Genomic DNA, 18108 nt, shown 5'->3' with positions numbered 1-18108 from the left:
CCTCCTTCAGTTGTTCAAAATACGAAAAGGTGAACTGCAAAATAAATAACGGACACTTTTACTGCACCTTTTCTTATTCTACACTTCTTCTATGCGGCAGAACAATCGGAGGGATGAAAATGAAGGCAGTTGCTTCAGAGATTTCACTGTTTAAAAATAGGAACTTCCTGCTGTTATGGGGGAGTTCCACGATATCGAGTTTCGGCATGCAAATGTATAGCATTGCGATTCCATTGCTAATTTACGATCTAAGCAGATCCGCATTGGCGATGAGCATGATGCGAGCGATTGAATTTTTTCCGAATATCTTTTTAGGGATGCTTGCAGGGGCGTTAGTCGATCGGCTAAATCGGAAGACCATGATGGTGTGGACAAGCTTCATTCAAGTGATTTCGATGTGTGGAATTGTCACGTTGCTGCTGACAAATCATATTGAACTATGGCATCTATACATCCTCGGCTTCGTCTTGTCCTCCGCAGGATATACGTTCGGCAATGCCAATCACTCGGTACTTCCTCAAATCGTCTCAAAGGACCAGTTGACATCAGCCAATGCCAAGCTGTCGTTCATTGATACGCTGATCCGGATGATTGGCCCGGGAATTGCAGGTGTACTGATCGCCGTGTTTTCCTACACGTCGACATTAACGATTTACCTTGTCTGCCTGCTGATCATGTACGTATTCATGCAATTTTTGAATGTCCCGCCAACCGCGAAACGGGAGGACGCCTCGCATTCAATCTGGAAGGATATGAAGGAAGGAATCGTCGAGCTGGTTAACAATAAAATCCTGTTAACGCCAACCATCACGGTGCTTTTCAGTAATTTCGCATCCAGTCTCGTCATCGGCATACTCATCTTCTTTGCCACCGATCAGATCGGTGCCGATTCCAAGCAAGTCGGTTTCATGTTCACGATCTCTGCAATCGGAGGACTTATCGGCGCAAGCCTCATCAGCAGAATCCGCAAACGTTTCGGCCGTGGCGTCATTTATACATACTCGCTCGTCTTTGACATCATCTCCATGTGCCTGCTGCTGTTCGCACAAACGTGGTGGACAATCGGCATCTCCCTTGCGATCCGTACGTTCTCAACGACAATTTCCAATATCGTCTACTTCACAATTCGCCAGGAATTCACACCGAATCATTTGCTTGGAAGAGTCGCGGGGACATCATCCATGCTAATGAAGTTAACCCTTCCATTAGGGTTGTTCATCGCCGGCCTATGGGCGGAATGGTTCCCGATCAGGATTTTGTTCTTCATATCAATGTGTATTTTTGCAGTGCTTTTTGGTAGGTTGTTTTTTCATCCGTTTAAGAAGCTTGTTTGAGGGAGGGTCTGCCCAAGTTGTGGGCAGACCTTATTTCTAGAAATTATTAAATAAAGGATTCCTGTATACATGCAGGCAGACTACTTTTTCACACGCAAACCTTCAACCACCCTCGCAATTCTCTCCCGCACAGCTACATACTCATGATCAGCAATCAGCCCATCCATCGCCGCTTTCAGCTCTTCAGCATCTTCCATATTTTCAACAGGAATAGCCTTAGAATAAATCCGTGTAAAACGTCTCCCTTCTTCAAAGGCAAGCGCTCGCACCGGAATACCTTGTTCCTCCAAGCTCTTCAATAAATGCGTTCTTTCCATATGTGGCAGCGGTCCGACTTCAACAATCAACCGCACAGTCGAATTCCGTCTTCTAAACCAGGCAATCAGCGGATAGCCGAGCCAGTACTTTTCCGTCACTCGATACGCCGAAGGCAACTGTGTCCACTCCTGCTCCATAAAACTAGGCACAGTATGATTGACATTATAATAGTCAGAAGCAATTCGCTGTTCATTCACAAACAGAGTAAACGCTTTTTCCAATGGTGAATCCACCTTAAACTGAGCAGGTTCAATGATCGGATTGCTTTGGTCATTGCCCATCACAACCGCCTCGTTCGTCAATCGTAATAAGGACTGGAAAGACTCCTTCTCATATAGATGCAGCATGCAATCCATTAACGAATCGACATCTTCCCACGAAGTCGGACGATCAGCATCCATATAGATCCTCGTATACTGCCTGCCCTCTTCAAACGCCTGCTCCTTCACGTCACCCCCTCTTACCTTTAACGCCTGTAAAAGCCGGACTCGATCCTCATGATGCAAAGGTCCAACCTCCACCTTCAATTTCAATCGTTCGTCCGATTGTTCAAACCAAGCAATCAGCCCCTTATTCATCCACCACTTCTTGCGCAAGTCGCTCTCGTCAAAATGCTCGTCCCACGTCTGCTCAATGAAGTGCGGCACGCGGAAATGGGGCGTATACAAATGCTCCGGCCACTCTAACTTTCGGGCAAATCGAATAAATGCCTCCCGTAAGAAGCTGCTGCCGACCTTCACAACAAAATCGATTGTCTCCTTATATTGACCGTAAATCCGGCTCAATTCATTTGCAAAGCTGCTTTCTGCCAACCTTCTCTTTCCAGCACTAGCAAGAAGGTCGACAGCTTCCTTATGATTTTTATAAAGAGCCATCCCCTTCGCATTCAATTCATCATTTTGAACCAACTGATCCTCTAAAATATCGATGTAATAGGAAATGAAAGAATGCACATCTGGATGCATATACTCTTTATTCGCGTCTGTCATATTGTTGAGGATGTCCAACACATCTGAATAACCAAGCATCAGATAGTCCTCATGCGTAGGCTCCTCATCCTGCAACGTCAGAAACACCGGGATAATTTTATAGCCAGCATAAGCCGTCCGGACAAACTCGATATATTCCTCAAGCTGCCCCTCCGATTCATTGGACCAAAACTTGTTTTCAATCAAAACCACCACTTGATGCAAGTCGGATACAGCTAACAGATCGATCCGCTTTCGGTTAGGCGTCGCCAACTCTTTATACACGACAAGATCATGGTACGAATGGCGGCTCAACTGAAGTACATCATAATTGGCAATCTTGTCCTCATCCTCATAATTGGCAGGATTGACAAAGACTTTTGCAATAAGCTTCTTAATAAAATAAGAACCCAAGTCATGATTCTGCTGCGGATCCATCAGCCACGCAAGCACATTGGAGTGACGGATTTCATAATTATCGACTTGAAGTACTTTGAATGGATTGAAACGGTTGAAGTGGTTATGTAATTGGGTGAAATCCTGAGAATCCTCGATGAGGGATAGGATTTGTTGTTGGTGGTTGGGCATGGGGGTTCCTCCTGATTGATTGATTTTGGAAAGTGGTTTCGTTGTGATGATGAAAAAACTACATTATACTAAGAATAACAGGCATATACTAAAAAGGACCACCCAATGCGTCAACATTAGGCGGTCTGTAAAGTGTAATAGCAGGTTCCCTACGAGGGGGATCAGCTTGAGTATTAAAATAATCCATCCATTATGAGCGGACACTCAAGGATGGATTTTTTTATGGTTGAACGACAATGCCCCGAATGTAAAAGCGAGCATTAGCAAATCGAACTGCGGAGGGTTCTATTTTTAGTGTTTTTTACGCTACGTGCACGTTTGTTATCTCTTTCAAAATTTGCAAAGCCCATTATCTGATTCTTGTCATGTTAATCTAATTATTTTTGAATGTGGAGTCTGTTTCTAAATCAACCTGTTTAAAACATCATCAATCGTTATGTCTTCTACCCCGACTCGTTCGGGATCATACAAGTGTTTTTCTCTCTCGTTATCTACAATTTCATCCATGGTAGAAGTAAATTGACTGTATGAAAATATTTCATTTAAGTTAACAGAAGACTTTATATCATTTTCTTGAACTTGATCTAAGAATTTTTGTGTTTCACTTATAAAGTCATCATATAAACTTGGATAAACACTGGATAATTCGTCTGAGTCATATTCGGATATCATTTCTCCGTAATATTCGTAGTCTTCGAAGTACCGATCAAACATTTCCTTAAGCTTTTCGCCTAAACAATCCACTAAATTCTCAGTCCCAATAAAAAATTGTTCTAATCTGATTTTCAATAAATTTGTTAAATCGACTGCTTCGTCAAGCTCAGTGCATTCGTAAAAAAAATCCTCAATTATCTCTTCATCATATTCAATTGATTTTAATTCATAAAAGTCCCATAATGAGTCTTCTCTTAGGAAAACTAGTATGGTTTGTATAGCTGAAATTCTTAAATGACCGATCTGAAAATCATTTAAAGACCGCATTAAGACTTGGTGAATAATATCAGTAAAGTCTTCTTCTAAAATCTTATATTTAGCTACTCCATGAATAATTAAATCAAAATCCTTGAGTGGTGAAACTGTTGTTAAACCATGGTTTTTATGATTTAAAATCAACTCTTTTAATTTATACTCAAACTCTTCTTTAGGTGATATTCGAGATATTTGTTCATAATAAACAGCATTAGCTTTTAAAAGTTTTTCAAGATTCGAATTACTCGAGAGTGAAGATTTCAAGTAATCATTTATTGAGGGGTTTAAAACTTTCACTCTTAATTCCCCATAATTATCCTCTACTTTTATTAGAGATTCGTTTAGACGTTTTAGAATAACATTAAAATGATCTATTGTTGTATCTAAAATATCGCGTGTCAAATAATTAAATGCAATTATTAACCGATCAATAGCAACACTATTATCTGTTATTGAATAGAGAGTAAACATAAATAATCTATCCATTTCACTTAAACGACTTTCAAATTCGTTTTTCCAAATCTCTTTTGGCTTATCAAAATTCTCCATTATGAATTCGAAATATTGATTAGGTTTTCTATCTTGGTATTTTGTAGGCATACAAATATACTCTACCACACGGGGATTAAAATTTTTATGCTTAATGATATTTCGATATCGCTTATTCTTTCTTACATCTTTATAATACTCATCCGGTACCATAAATCTTTTTAGCTTGGCTAGAAAGATTTTAGCTTTTTCAACGTCTGTAATTTGATTTAAATCAATTCGATACATTTTTATCCCATTGAAATTAAAGTATCTATCTAAATCCGTAAATATTTCCATTGCTGTATTTAATATTGTCACTCTTGAATTTAATACTAAGATTTTATTTTTATTTCTATCTATATAACGTAATAACGAAAGGATTTCAGAATCTTGCCCACTTCTGAGGTTCATATAATGCTGACCTAAAAAATCATCTAAAAAAACAATTTCTTTTTTAGCTTTATTTACGGACATGGATTTTTTGATATCCGATAAACTACTATTTGTAGCATATCTAACTGCGTATCCTTCTTTTACAAAGTTTAGTACTAACATTTTTGAAGTAATGGATTTGCCTACTCCCGGATCTCCGAACAACAATATTTTTCTATACTTTTTTAATGCTTCCAATGCATGATTAAATATTGTTGTTTGAACAAAATAAGGCAATTCATCTTCAATCTCGTCCATTAAATACTCACAATCGATAAAAACATCTTGGTGTAACAAATCATTTAACACTAAATCTGCTGTAATCCAAAGTTTAAAATGCTTTCTTAAAATATCTTCGTTGTTTTTATCTAATAAGAACGTATCAATTTGTTCTTTCGAGATAATACAATCGGTAGATGCCATATAGTTTTGAAACTCGTTATATATACTTTCTATATTTCCCCTCGTTAAACTCTTAGAAGTACATACATAATATGCTTGCGGCTGCCATTTTTCGAGCTTTTCTTTCTCTTGCTTTAGGGATGCCATTAGTTGCGAAAAAGAGCTGTTCATATAATGTTTCACTTGAACAATCGTTGTTGGTTTAACTATACTATCGGCTAAATCAATACCCTGGTCGGGCCCTTTTGAAAAATAATACAACTCAGTATTCAACCTTTTCGAGAGAATATCTCTACATAAAATTTCAAAATCAAAATCGCTTAGAAGTCCGTAATTTAGCATTTTAATAATCTCCTATGTTCCATTTCAGCTTCCTAAAAAATCAAACAAATGAATCATCACACACATATCAACCGCCATCAAGCTCGCCTTTTAACAACGCCCTAAAGGTCACCGGGTGAGTTCTCTATTTCTTCGACAATTGCAACGCGATCGCAAATGCAATAGCAGTCGATTTTCTAGGTCGATAGTGGACATCATTACGGATTTTCGAAAAATGTTTCCGATCCACATTCGCCCTTTTATAGGCTTGCACATCGGCCATCCCTTTTTCATCAATCCAACGGAGCAACCGTTGGGAAAACGTTTCATCCATCTGCTTTACAACATCGTTCAAGCTTCGTCTACTCTCACGTATAGCTCCCTCCATCGGAAAAAATTCAATCTCACTTTCAAGATTATGAAAGATAAATTCGTCGACATAGTTTTCATCAATAAATTCAGCTATTGATGATAGAAGCATCTTTGACAGTGCTATGAAAAGCCCCTACCCTCTTCCATGTAAAAATCTCATACTTATTCATTACTTTCTAGATCTCTTAATGTTTTTCCATCTTCTGTTTTCCACTGTTTTAAACCGTTGGCATGGCCGCCAACTACAAACGCAGCCGCATATGATGGACTACGGAAGAGAACATCTTCCTGCAATATTCCATTCTCATCAATTCGTGCTTTTTCACGGCTAACTTTAATAGCTGGCGGTATGCTGTTAGAATCAATTGTTTCGATATGACTACCTTTTAATACTACAAAGCCTTCGTTGGTTTGTTTGCACTTAGCCTCAATTAAAATGCCGCTTTTACCGCTATTGCGCTTCAGGTATAATAAAAGCTCATCAGTATCTGGGGTCTCCTGCGTCTCACTTTTAACCTTCATGTCTGCCAACTTTTCGAAAACCTTATGACCCAACGTACCCATAACTAGTTTGGCATAATCAATGAATTCCTCAAGTTCACTTTCTTTTTCTTCTGTTATGTTGCCGGAGGTTGGTTCGTTTCCATTTTTGACAATGTAACGACCTGCAACCATGGTCATAGTGCAGAAGCGATTCTCAAGATAACTAATTTCAGTCGGTCCAAAGAAGTTGTTTGAGGTCGTAAATACTACAGCCTCTGTCCAATAATCTTTTTCTTGATTACGTTTATGTTCCAGCAGACGGTAAAGGATACCCTCACATTTTTTCTCACTCCAGCTTGACCGATATAGACCGCATTTCCCCCTGTTTCTTCGGATGTTCCAAATAAAAAATATACACCACTCTGCGATAAATCACGCCTTCCTTTGCATTTATCTAGTTCAGTGCGAGGAATTTGATAGGCAACTCCTGTCCAGTTGGCAAGCGTGCACTTGATACGTCCACTTGGAGTACCATCGATCAAAAACAAATTTATACTTTTACCGCGTACACTCAAAATTAATCACCCTTTTTGATTTGGTATTGAAAGCAATATCAATCTTCTGATCCGCTCGATTGTGTTTTAAGATCCGATTGCTCAAAGACACCTCTCCATGTAGATAGGATGATTTCGGGTTTCAGCACTTCCGATAAGCCCTTCTCTCCGCATACACACAACAAGCCAAGCATACCTTTCCTACCTTATTGTTCGGCAATCTATATCGTTGGTAGTCTGATATTTTCCTTTTACAGATTCCACATTTTGATTTAAACAAGTTAAACAACCGAATCTCCCGTCCTTTTCTATATAATTCATACTAATTAAATAGTACCATATAACACGAAGAATATTCCTTATTTTAAAGGAATTGTACTTGTCCGTGACTTGATCCCCAACATTATCGAATCGGACGACAAGACATTTGCGACATATATATTGGACAACTCGCCATACATAACTGAAGTGAATAATAAGATGCATGAGGAATTGGTGGAGTATGAAGGGGCAATTACATCAGATAATGCCGTTGAGGAACTGGCCGATTTGCTGGAATTGATTCACACTGCGGCGAAGTTTCATGGGGTAACGGTGGGAGAACTGGGGGCTATTCGTGCGGAGAAGGCGGCTAAACGCGGTGGTTTTGAGGAACGGATATACCTTGTGGAAGCGGAAGATGATTAAGCTGCGATTAGTCGCGCAGAACCTACTGAGTGACTTGAAAAGGCTGACTGCCTAAGCCGATACGATCTACAGGATGACCGCCTTCCTGATGAAGTCCGGCGTGAAAGAAGTGTTGCCGGTTGTTATAAAGAATAATATATATTACAATAAAGGTAATCAGAATACTTTTGTGCAAGGTGAATAAACTAAAAAAGACCACCCAATGCTAGTAACATTAGGCGGTCTGAAGTAAGTAATAGCAATAGGTTCCCTTCAAGGGGATCAGCTGGCTAGATAAAAATAATCCATCCGTTATGAGCTACCACTCAAGGATGGATTATTTTTTATTGTGGAACGACAATACTGCTACGATTAATGCTGTGAATGTAAATGCGAGCATTAATGCTTCAAATACTGTCATACGACCACCTCCCTCCTAACGGGAAATGGCCGACCACCCTTGAGTCACCTATTCTATTACTCTTTTATTATACCACACGTACGTTCCGAATGCCGTACAACATCATATATCGTTTAGAAATCAACGATAGAGTAGCAGCCAAAATTCCCCCCCACTGCCTGCGGTGAAAATACAATCCTTTTGGCCGTGAAATGATTATTATTGAAGGTATGAAGTTCTAAAACAATTCGAAGTTCAATGAGAACCTGATACTCAAAATACATCTCGAATTAAGAAGCGAATACTTTTATTCTCGTTCTGCACAATATTTTTCATCGAAAATGTTTGTTTATTAACTCACGTAGAACTCTTAAATTCTTATCCTCCAACTTTTTAATCACTCTTCTTCTATCACGGTCATTAGATAAAAAATACAGGGATACTATAGCCGTTTTTAAATCTTCTGAAGATGTAAGTTTTTTTATCACCTCTTCATCATTGGGTGTGATAAAGTTTTCCAACTCAAAAGGTTCCTGTTCACAATTATAAAGCTTAAAATTGCGGCTCTCATGCTCCCCAAAATATGAAACGTAATTATCATAAGCTGTCCTTCCAGCTTTATCATTATCTAATAAAACTAAATACTTGTTAGAACTTGCTATACTTAAAGATATTAACTCCTTTAGATTAGCAGCACCGACGCCCGGGATAATACGTATATTGTCCCCTAAGAAATCATCTCTGTACTCCATTAACATTTTGATGAAATAATAATCAGTTATTCCCTCAGTAACTATAATGTCCTTATTGTCAATATTTTCCATACCCGTCTTCAAGTGAAGTGCATCAAGTAAAGGGCTCAGTGCCCCCTGACTGTTATTTTTACCGTAAGAATTAAAAGAGATTAAATTAACTTTTCCTTCTTGTTTTACTGCAATCTTGATAGTGGAAACATTTATACTGTCAGGGTCTAATAGGTATTGTGAATGAGTACAATATAACAAAGTATTCTTTTCCGAGATTTCCTTCAACTCACTTAATAATTCTTCTTGAGCAGATGAATGAAGATAAGATCCAGGTTCATCGAGTAAGTAAATTGCATTCGAAGGATTGTTCTTATACTTCGCGTTAAACTTTAATTTTATAATAAAGTTAAAATACCATTGAAATCCTTTACTTCTCTCTATAACATTAAATTGTCTCTTTTTCCCTCCAACAGTTTTATCGATCACCTTGAACTGAAAACTGTACACTAAGTTGTCATCAACAGGCGGTATATAGTTAATTATTAACTCCAGGTCGTCTTCATCATTTGCTAAAGCAGTGCTACCTTTACTTTTAAGTTTTTTCCATTCATTTATGATGTCACTGTTTAACTGATCACTTACATCGCTAAGCAAAGCAGCTTTATCATCTTCATTTGTCATTTTCAAAAAATCTTTTAATTCATCTTCCCCATTAGTCGATCTCAAAAATATTTCTTCCAAAAGGCTACGCCATTCTGCTTGTATACTTGTACTACTTCGCAACCCTTTTTCAATATAGTTAATTGGAAAATCTATAATGTCAGGAACACGATCGCTAAAATCATCAAAATATAAAATAATTGGTAAGTCATCGAATATCTTTTCGGCCAATTCTCTATTCCTTTCCTCTTCTATAGGAAAGTCTAACAGGCTGTATTTTTTATCCCTCAAGGATCTTAATACCTTGATGCTTTTTTGGCTGTGGACATATTCTTTTAGACGATCGTATAAACTATCACCCACTTTCAACTTCATTTTTCTTGCTATCCTTTCGACTTCATCTTCAGTTTCTAACACTATATTTGCGACAATATTACATTCCATATCTTTATAAGAATATTTATTTTTATAGTTAAGGTGTTCCCCTTTGTTATAATTGTCTTTTAGCTTGTCGAATGATAAAATTGCCTTTAAGACCGAGGTCTTTCCTGACTCATTTATACCTATAATTGGAATAAGAGAGTTTGAAATCTTCACCTCTATATATTCAATCGCCCGATAATTTTCTATCTCGAAACCAACATATTTCATGTAAACACCGCCTAAAGATTTTTTCATTCAATAATAAGGTTTTAATTTTACTTATCCTAAATATTAAAAAGGTACCTGGTTCTAAAATCAATTCTATAACACCATATTAATTACATCACCGTCATCGTCCTTGTCATGCCCGCCCAACTTGAATTTTTTCTTTGCAGCCGCTTTTGGAATCGATGCAGCACCATAAAATGCAAAGGCTTTTGTGCTTTTCCACTTTCATAAAAAAACACATTTACTTCATAAGTCGTCCTATTCCCGCATCACCCTTTTACTTGATATTCTTTCTTCTACATATATACTTTAACTGTGTATATGCTAATTAATATATTTAATGATGGCTTGCGTGGCAGGCCTTGATTAAATATGTTTTAAAAAAAGTCCATTGTTTGCGTAGCAGACATTGGGCTTTTTTCATGCAAGAACAATAAGATTCATGAGGTAAGATGCCATGTCATGAAGCAATAGATTTCCATCGTTTTAAACTTACATCTTCATTAAATACTCTGTCGCTCATCCTCCACCTTCTCCGTATACCGACAATCCGGATAATTACTACATCCATAAAACGTCCCATACCTACCCGACTTTAAGGTCAATATCCCACTACACTTTGGACAGGCTGCATTCATAACCGAGCTCTCCTGCTGAGAAGTATTTTTCGAACGCTGAGTCCACGTGCGCATCGATTGCTTGGTGCCTTTGGCTAGCTGAATCGATTGTAAATGCTTTACCTCGAGACGTTTCCTTTCACTTTTATCTTTAACCAACAGTCCCGCAAGCTTATCATTGATTCCCTTCACCATAACTTTACTAATACAATGCTCCTTATACTGCTTGATAGTAGCAAGCAATTCAGGAAACTGGATAACATGCGCGGACTTGAATTCCTTTTTGAACTTAAAAGTCGAGTTCGGTGAAAACGCGACAATGGAATGAACATCCTGCATTCCCTCTTGTCCTATGTACGTAAGCAAAGCTTGAACATGGCCGTAATTTTGCCTAATCGGATTATGCATTTTTGTTTTCCGTTTATAAATGACTTGTGTCCAGTACGGTTTATATTCATCGCCGAAAATCCAACCGTTGTAATGTTTTGTTTCGATGACAAATATGCCATACACTGACGTCACGATATGATCCACTTGCGTCAGTCCCCGCTCACCATTCGGAATATACACATCATGGAAGACCGTATATGCATCTCCTAAGTTCCGAAGCTTTGACTTTACAACCCACTCCCCATACTTCCCTTTGATGACAGGCATTTTCAATTTCAGTATGATAGATAAGATCAAGAAAATGACAACTATCGGAAACATGCTGGATGCCATAAACATCTTTATCGCAATCCAAATCCCCTCATAAAATCCCACCATCATATTGTTATCCACGCTCATGAAATCCCCCATTTCAGTTGGCGACCACGTCAATATGTCTACTCTTTCAATTATTATTTGATACTCTCAAATCAGTGTAATACTAGTCACTCGTGTTAATTGGAAGTTCATATGAGTGTCAAGTATCTCTTTGAAATTGACTTTGATCATTCATAGGGATAGAAATTCTTCATAATTCCTTGCTATAGAAAGCTACGAAATGCTGAATCCGCTATTTTACTTCTCTTCTATTTGCACCACAACTATGGCAATTATAAAACTTAGTGTTGTTTAATGTATTACAATGTTTACAAATCCAATCCTTTTTTATTTTTTTCTTAAGGGCGAATCCCTCTATTACATAATCAATCGTCTTATTCAAAACGTTATAATTCGCCTTAGGATTTAAGATAACTTCATTCTTTGAGTAATCTATATAAGCATTTTTCAATAATTTATAATCCCTCTTATTATTTTTTGTTTTTTTTATTATTTCTTCGATAAGTCCTTTTGTCTCATCTATACTTAACCCTAAAGTTTGTGCTATACCAGTTATCGAAGTAATGTTCGAAATGGAAATAGCGGAATATATATTGTCTATTTTTTTAGCTTTCTCTTTTTCCTTTCTACTAAATATTATTACAAAAGTCAAAATACCTACCAACATAACTACAAGAATTACAGCATAGAAAAAATCAGCCATATCTAATACTCCTTTCTCCTCCTGAATTTTGTTTATGATAAAAATAATTCATATTAACTAATTCTCCCGACAACCATTTATGACATAAATGATCTATCTATCCATGTTAAACAACCGAATCCCCAATTTGTTTTCCGTACAATTCACACTAATTAAATAGTACCATACACCATGAAGAATGTTCCTTATTTTTAACGAATTATGCTTGTAAACTGCTCTTTGCTGACATGGCTTATTTACATCACTATCAACCCCTATGTTAAAATATAGAAAATTGCACTTAAAGGAGAACATCATATGCCTATCTACAATAAACTCGTGCGTGACTTAATCCCCAACATTATCGAATCGGACGGCAAAACGTGTGTCACGTATATATTGGGTGACTCGCAATACATAACGGAAGTGAACAAGAAAATGCATGAGGAATTGGCGGAATATGAAGGCGCGATCACATCGGATGATGCCGTTGAGGAACTGGCTGATTTGCTGGAATTGATTCATGCAGCAGCGAAGTTTCATGGGGTGACGTTGGGAGAGCTGGAAGTGGTGCGTGCGGAGAAAGCGACTAAACGTGGCGGTTTCGAGGAGCGAATCTTTTTAGTGGAAGTTGAAGATAACTGAACTGTGATCTGTCATTCAGAACTTGCTGGATGACCCCATCATGAACGTGCAGTAAAAGTGTTACCTACCCATCTTAAACCTTGACACCACGCCAGCAGCCACCATTTCTTCACGAAGTGTTGTCAAGCATTCCGTCTATCTTGTATTATATTAACAATAGGAATCCAATAAAAAAGGGTGAGTATGCTTGGTATCATCTAAAGACGTGGCCAAACATGCCGGCGTTTCTCAAACGACGGTGTCTCGCGTGTTGAATACCCCGGAACTTGTTACGAAAAAGACGTTGGAAAAGGTATTGAATGCAATCGAAGAGCTAAATTATATACCGAATGACATTGCTAGATCACTCGTTCAAAAAAAGACTGGTGTCATTACATTGATTTCAGGCCCTCTACATAATCCGTTTTTTGTGGATACGACGACGGCAATTGTCAATTATGCAAATGAGAATGGCTATAAAATAAATGTCTATTTTGGAACAGAAGATAATTTACATACCATCTACAATTCAGTGTTGGAATCGAAGACGGATGCAATTATTCTATCCTCGATTTTGTATGACGACCCGCTGTACGACAAACTTGAAAAATTAAATATTCCTTTCATAACGTTTAATAGAAAACATAAAAAAGATAATCATTACGTAGAGATTGACAATGAACATGCAGGGCGGATTGTTGCTGAAACTATGTATTCTTTAGGACACACCGATTTATGTTGGATTGGGGGTCCTCAAACTATGAGCACCTTCTATGGCCGTCACAAAGGGTTTTGTGCAGCCCTTCATAATTTAGGAATCGCCACTGATAAGCTCCCATTTTACTTCACGGACACTAGTAAGGCTGAAATCAAAGCGGTGTTTGAAATGATTGTTTCCCTAGATAAGAGACCTACCGCTATCTGTGCGGCTACAGACGCCATTGCAATTGAGGTTATGAGTCTTTGCTTGGAAAAAGGTTTTAGAATACCAGAAGACTTCAATATCATTGGGATTGATAATGTGGAGCTTAGTCGTCATCATTCGATCAATTTAACAACTGTTGGTATGAAAAGTGAAAAAAACTTAGGTTCATTAGCAATTGCACAACTATTGGAAACATTGAAAGAGGAAAACGCTTGCATACGGCAAACAGAATCTGTTAAACTCTTTTTAAGAAATACGACTAGTAAAAAAGTAGACTGAAAAAACCAGTTTGTTTTTTTAGATTAAAATGGTTACGTATTCATTACTATGTATTCTGATATTAAATCTTAAAAGATAGGGAGATGCAAATTTGAAAAAACAACTTTTTATTCATGGAGAGTGGGTATCCACACCTCACGCTATTCCTATCCATTCCGTTTCGACAAGAGAAGATTTGGCCTCTATTGCAATAGCCTCAGTGGAAGATGTAAAACGAGCAATCTCTGCTGCCCATTCTGCAACGGTTGCAATGCGTGCCCTGACTTCTGCCGATCGTGCTGACATACTAATCCAACTAGCTGAGCTTTTTAAAAAGAATCGGCTAAAAGCAGCAGAGATTATTTCCAAAGAATCCGCAAAACCATTGAAATACGCATTAGCTGAAATAGACCGCACCATAGAGACATATCGGTTTTCAGCAGAAGAGGCAAAGCGGCTTACAGGTGAAATGATTCCAATGGAAGCCTCCCCTAACGGACGAGGCAGACTAGCGTATACGATCCGAGAACCAATTGGAGTAGTGGCAGCCATTACACCATTCAATTTCCCGCAAAACTTGGTTGCACATAAAGTAGGTCCGGCGATTGCAGCCGGTAATTCAATTGTTCTGAAACCGGCAACGCAAACTGCTCTTTCTGCAATTTTTCTAGCTGAACTACTAGAACAAACTGCCTTGCCGAAAGGCGCCTTCAATCTGGTAACAGGCAGCGGTCCTGTCATCGGAGATGTGTTTCTTGAAAGTCCCGAAATTCGGATGATCACCTTTACAGGAAGCCCTGAAGTCGGTATATCGCTACGAAACCGGGCAAGCCTCAAAAAAGTTACATTGGAATTGGGATCGAACGCCGGTCTCATTATCGATGAAGGTGTCGATCTAGATAAAATCATAGATCGCATCATCATGGGCGCTTTTTCAAACCAAGGACAGGTTTGTATTTCTTTACAACGAATCTACGTAATGGAGTCCATCATGGAAGATTTCATTGTAAAGTGTAAAAAAGCTATCGGAACGATTAAAATCGGGGATCCGCTCGATCCAACAACAGAGTTAGCATCGATGATATCCGAAAAGGAGCAGCAAAGGGCCCTTTCCTGGATAAATGAAGCCATCGAAGAAGGCGCCGAGCTAATAACAGGCGGTTGTATTGAAAATAATATACTCCTTCCAACTTTAGTGAAAAATGCGGCTTCACACACTCGTGTTATATGTGAAGAGATTTTCGCACCCGTTGTCACAGTTAACCCTATCACTACCATAGATGAAGGTATCGCTGCCATTAATGACTCGGATTTTGGATTGCAGGCTGGTATTTTTACGAAAGATATTCAGACTGCCTTCAAAGCCTCCAAATCTATCCAGGCAGGAGGTGTACTTATAAACGACGTCCCTACCTATCGTGTAGATCATATGCCGTATGGAGGAGTAAAAAACAGTGGTACAGGCAGAGAAGGGGTTAAATATGCGATGGAAGATATGACAGAACTAAAGCTCATAATTTGGAATCAAAACTAGAGAAAAGGGAGATGAATTGGAATGAATTACGTTAAACAAAACCCGAAGCTGTTTGTAATGGACAATGGCACAATGAGAATGGATAAGAACTTTATGATTGCCATGCACAATCCGGCAACGATTGATAACCCAAACCAGCCAAATGAATTTGTTGAATTCCCGGTTTACACAGTCTTGATAGACCATCCTGAAGGTAAAATTCTCTTCGATACAGCATGCAATCCGAACTCCATGGGGGACGATGGCCGTTGGAGTGAAGCTACACAAAAAGCATTCCCAATCAATATGCCCGAAGAGTGTTACCTGCTCCATCGTTTAGAAGAATTGAATGTCCGACCTGAAGATATAAAATATGTAGTTGCTTCTCATCTGCATTTGGATCATGCAGGTTGCCTGGAATATTTTACGAATGCAACGATCATTGTCCAAGAAGATGAATTCAATGGTACTTTGCAAACCTACGCTAAGAACGTAAAAGAAGGTGCCTATATTTGGTCAGATATCGACATGTGGATTAAAAACAACCTTCAATGGCGAGTTATCAAACGAGGAGAAGATCACGTAAAATTAGCAGACGGAATCGAAATCCTGAACTTCGGGGGAGGCCATGCATGGGGAATGCTTGGACTTCATATTAATATGCCGGATACAGGTGGTATTATTTTGGCATCTGATGCCATCTATACAGCCGAAAGTTACGGGCCACCTATTAAACCGCCTGGTATTATCTATGATTCCGTAGGCTATAACGCAACAGTGGAAAGAATCCGCAGATTAGCGACTGAAACGAATTCCGATGTATGGTTTGGGCATGACCCTGTTCAATTCAAGAGCTTCCGAAAATCCACTGAAGGCTATTACGAGTAAAGATTGGAGTCGTAAATTATGTATAAATTGACATTCACTCCAACTAGTTTTACAGGATGGCGTTCATTAGCTAAGTTGCCGGAAGAAATCAAACGACTACAGGCTACTAAAATACTTATTGTAACAGATCCATTTTTACACAAGATAGGAATAACAAATGCAATCGAAAAACCCTTACAGGAAATCGGCTGCACAATTGAAATTTATACAGAAGTCGTACCCGAGCCGCCGCTTGCAATTGGAGAGAAATTAGTAGAGTTCACTAGAAAACATCAATTTGATTTAGTAATCGGACTTGGCGGAGGCAGTGCACTCGATTTAGCAAAGATTGCCGCTGTTTTATCGGCACACGATGGGAATGTCAGAGATTATTTAAATCTAACTGGCAGCAAAACTTTACAAGAAAAAGGATTACCAAAGATTCTCATACCGACTACATCCGGAACCGGTTCCGAGGTGACGAACATTGCTGTTCTTTCTCTTGAAACAACAAAAGACGTCATAACGCATGACTATCTGCTAGCAGATGTTGCCATTGTCGATCCAGAATTGACAGTTTCATTACCGCCCAACGTAACTGCCGCTACTGGAATAGATGCATTAACTCATGCAATTGAAGCCTATGTTTCGAAGAACGCCAACCCTGTAACCGATGCACTTGCCATCAAAGCCATTCAACTCATAAGTTCGTCCATTCGAATAGCAGTAAAAGATGGGAATGATAAGATGGCTCGATCTGATATGAGCTATGGCAGCTACCTGGCAGGACTGGCATTTTTCAACGCGGGGGTAGCAGGGGTTCATGCCTTGGCATACCCACTAGGTGGCCAATTCCATATTGCACATGGCGATTCCAACGCTGTACTCCTTCCGTATGTAATGGGCTATATCCGACAAAGCTGCGAAGCACGCATGAAAGATATTCTGGAAGCTATGCATATATCTGCAGACGGACTATCACAAGAGGAGGCCTCCTATAAGTGCATCGAAGCGTTAGGACATCTCGTCAAAGATGTGGAAATCCCCTTGTCGCTTCAAGGATTTAATATTCCAGAAGACGCACTGGAACTTCTAACGGAAGATGCAACCAAACAATCTCGCCTTTTAGCCCGCAGTCCAATGGTATTGGAAAGAGACGATATTTTCACCATTTACAAAGCGGCGTTTAATGGCATTGTTACAGAACCTAGTAAATAGAATAATGCCCCCTAATGCTAGTAACATTAGATAGTTTAGAATAGGTTCCCTACAAGGGAATCAGCTAGCGCGATAAAATAATCCATCCGTTATGAGCAGCCACTCAAGGATGGATTATTTTTTGAGGGATGACAGTATTGTAACGGTTAATATGATCGCTTCACATATTAAATTTAAATTGTCAAAGCTATTAGCTATTCAGGACTCTTGCCAACTTACGATTAATTCTCATTGATTAAAT

At 38.7% G+C, this 18108-nt stretch carries 16 protein-coding genes; 7 read left to right on the top strand and 9 right to left on the bottom strand.

Features of this window, described 5'->3' with window-relative positions:
* Positions 1-119 precede the first annotated feature (119 nt).
* Entirely contained in the window at positions 120-1334 is a 1215-nt protein-coding gene (locus SLU01_RS05895; RefSeq protein ID WP_170232607.1) for an MFS transporter, read from the top strand.
* Positions 1335-1414: 80 nt separating this feature from the next.
* Here SLU01_RS05895 and SLU01_RS05890 read toward each other — a convergent pair whose 3' ends face one another.
* The 5 genes from SLU01_RS05890 to SLU01_RS18220 all read right to left on the bottom strand — a co-directional run bounded on the left by SLU01_RS05890 (position 1415) and on the right by SLU01_RS18220 (position 7293).
* Positions 1415-3208 (bottom strand): PDDEXK-like family protein, encoded by a 1794-nt coding sequence (locus SLU01_RS05890; RefSeq protein WP_147056274.1) that lies wholly within the window; start codon positions 3206-3208, stop codon positions 1415-1417.
* A 402-nt stretch (positions 3209-3610) separates the two neighbouring features.
* Positions 3611-5884 (bottom strand): nSTAND3 domain-containing NTPase, encoded by a 2274-nt coding sequence (locus SLU01_RS05885; protein ID WP_147056273.1) that lies wholly within the window; start codon positions 5882-5884, stop codon positions 3611-3613.
* A 124-nt stretch (positions 5885-6008) separates the two neighbouring features.
* On the bottom strand, positions 6009-6218 hold the full coding sequence (locus SLU01_RS17910; RefSeq protein ID WP_170232606.1) for a hypothetical protein: 210 nt from the start codon (positions 6216-6218) through the stop codon (positions 6009-6011).
* 179 nt (positions 6219-6397) lie between these two features.
* Positions 6398-6916: a DUF4357 domain-containing protein gene (locus tag SLU01_RS18225; RefSeq protein WP_246110895.1), complete on the bottom strand. Its 519-nt coding sequence runs from the start codon at positions 6914-6916 to the stop codon at positions 6398-6400.
* Between the two features lie 68 nt (positions 6917-6984).
* The gene (locus SLU01_RS18220; RefSeq protein ID WP_246110894.1) at positions 6985-7293 is read right to left on the bottom strand and encodes a GIY-YIG nuclease family protein; all 309 of its coding nucleotides are present in this window, start codon (positions 7291-7293) and stop codon (positions 6985-6987) included.
* 369 nt (positions 7294-7662) lie between these two features.
* On the opposite strand from SLU01_RS18220, the gene SLU01_RS05870 reads away from it, so the two are divergent.
* On the top strand, positions 7663-7959 hold the full coding sequence (locus tag SLU01_RS05870) for a nucleoside triphosphate pyrophosphohydrolase (protein WP_246110893.1): 297 nt from the start codon (positions 7663-7665) through the stop codon (positions 7957-7959).
* Positions 7960-8275: 316 nt separating this feature from the next.
* Here the strand turns inward: SLU01_RS05870 and SLU01_RS18445 are convergent, their stop codons facing one another.
* The 4 genes from SLU01_RS18445 to SLU01_RS05855 form a co-directional block, all read right to left on the bottom strand.
* Positions 8276-8359, bottom strand: a complete 84-nt coding sequence (locus SLU01_RS18445; protein ID WP_373866394.1) for a putative holin-like toxin — start codon at positions 8357-8359, stop codon at positions 8276-8278.
* A 311-nt stretch (positions 8360-8670) separates the two neighbouring features.
* Positions 8671-10395 carry an ATP-dependent nuclease gene (locus SLU01_RS05865; protein WP_170232605.1) on the bottom strand — a complete coding sequence of 575 codons (1725 nt, stop codon included), beginning with the start codon at positions 10393-10395 and terminating at the stop codon, positions 8671-8673.
* A gap of 503 nt (positions 10396-10898) precedes the next feature.
* Complete coding sequence (locus tag SLU01_RS05860) at positions 10899-11834, bottom strand: NERD domain-containing protein (RefSeq protein WP_170232604.1); 936 nt, start codon at positions 11832-11834, stop codon at positions 10899-10901.
* Between the two features lie 178 nt (positions 11835-12012).
* Entirely contained in the window at positions 12013-12483 is a 471-nt protein-coding gene (locus SLU01_RS05855; protein ID WP_147056268.1) for a hypothetical protein, read from the bottom strand.
* 297 nt (positions 12484-12780) lie between these two features.
* Between SLU01_RS05855 and SLU01_RS05850 the strand changes: the two genes are divergently transcribed.
* The 5 genes from SLU01_RS05850 to SLU01_RS05830 all read left to right on the top strand — a co-directional run bounded on the left by SLU01_RS05850 (position 12781) and on the right by SLU01_RS05830 (position 17867).
* Entirely contained in the window at positions 12781-13107 is a 327-nt protein-coding gene (locus SLU01_RS05850) for a nucleoside triphosphate pyrophosphohydrolase (protein ID WP_147056267.1), read from the top strand.
* Between the two features lie 187 nt (positions 13108-13294).
* Positions 13295-14290 (top strand): LacI family DNA-binding transcriptional regulator, encoded by a 996-nt coding sequence (locus SLU01_RS05845; RefSeq protein ID WP_147056266.1) that lies wholly within the window; start codon positions 13295-13297, stop codon positions 14288-14290.
* A 91-nt stretch (positions 14291-14381) separates the two neighbouring features.
* A complete protein-coding gene (locus tag SLU01_RS05840; protein ID WP_147056265.1) occupies positions 14382-15803 on the top strand; it encodes an aldehyde dehydrogenase family protein in 1422 nt (473 codons plus the stop codon).
* A gap of 21 nt (positions 15804-15824) precedes the next feature.
* Positions 15825-16670: an AhlS family quorum-quenching N-acyl homoserine lactonase gene (gene ahlS / locus SLU01_RS05835; RefSeq protein WP_147056264.1), complete on the top strand. Its 846-nt coding sequence runs from the start codon at positions 15825-15827 to the stop codon at positions 16668-16670.
* Positions 16671-16688: 18 nt separating this feature from the next.
* Positions 16689-17867, top strand: coding sequence for an iron-containing alcohol dehydrogenase (locus SLU01_RS05830; RefSeq protein ID WP_147056263.1), 1179 nt, complete (start codon positions 16689-16691; stop codon positions 17865-17867).
* Positions 17868-18108: the final 241 nt, after the last annotated feature.

It is taken from the genome of Sporosarcina luteola, from assembly GCF_007991495.1.
Taxonomy (GTDB): Bacteria; Bacillota; Bacilli; order Bacillales_A; family Planococcaceae; genus Sporosarcina; species Sporosarcina luteola.
This window is presented reverse-complemented; position numbering and strand designations above follow the sequence as displayed.

What these genes read in the sequence shown, in the direction of transcription:
- SLU01_RS05885 (WP_147056273.1), bottom strand. Translation starts at nt 5,884, where the DNA reads ATGCTAAATTACGGACTTCTAAGCGATTTTGATTTTGAAATTTTATGT.
- SLU01_RS18445 (WP_373866394.1), bottom strand. Translation starts at nt 8,359, where the DNA reads ATGACAGTATTTGAAGCATTAATGCTCGCATTTACATTCACAGCATTA.
- SLU01_RS05850 (WP_147056267.1), top strand. Translation starts at nt 12,781, where the DNA reads ATGCCTATCTACAATAAACTCGTGCGTGACTTAATCCCCAACATTATC.
- SLU01_RS05890 (WP_147056274.1), bottom strand. Translation starts at nt 3,208, where the DNA reads ATGCCCAACCACCAACAACAAATCCTATCCCTCATCGAGGATTCTCAG.
- SLU01_RS05830 (WP_147056263.1), top strand. Translation starts at nt 16,689, where the DNA reads ATGTATAAATTGACATTCACTCCAACTAGTTTTACAGGATGGCGTTCA.
- SLU01_RS05895 (WP_170232607.1), top strand. Translation starts at nt 120, where the DNA reads ATGAAGGCAGTTGCTTCAGAGATTTCACTGTTTAAAAATAGGAACTTC.
- ahlS (WP_147056264.1), top strand. Translation starts at nt 15,825, where the DNA reads ATGAATTACGTTAAACAAAACCCGAAGCTGTTTGTAATGGACAATGGC.
- SLU01_RS05865 (WP_170232605.1), bottom strand. Translation starts at nt 10,395, where the DNA reads ATGAAATATGTTGGTTTCGAGATAGAAAATTATCGGGCGATTGAATAT.
- SLU01_RS18225 (WP_246110895.1), bottom strand. Translation starts at nt 6,916, where the DNA reads ATGACCATGGTTGCAGGTCGTTACATTGTCAAAAATGGAAACGAACCA.
- SLU01_RS05855 (WP_147056268.1), bottom strand. Translation starts at nt 12,483, where the DNA reads ATGGCTGATTTTTTCTATGCTGTAATTCTTGTAGTTATGTTGGTAGGT.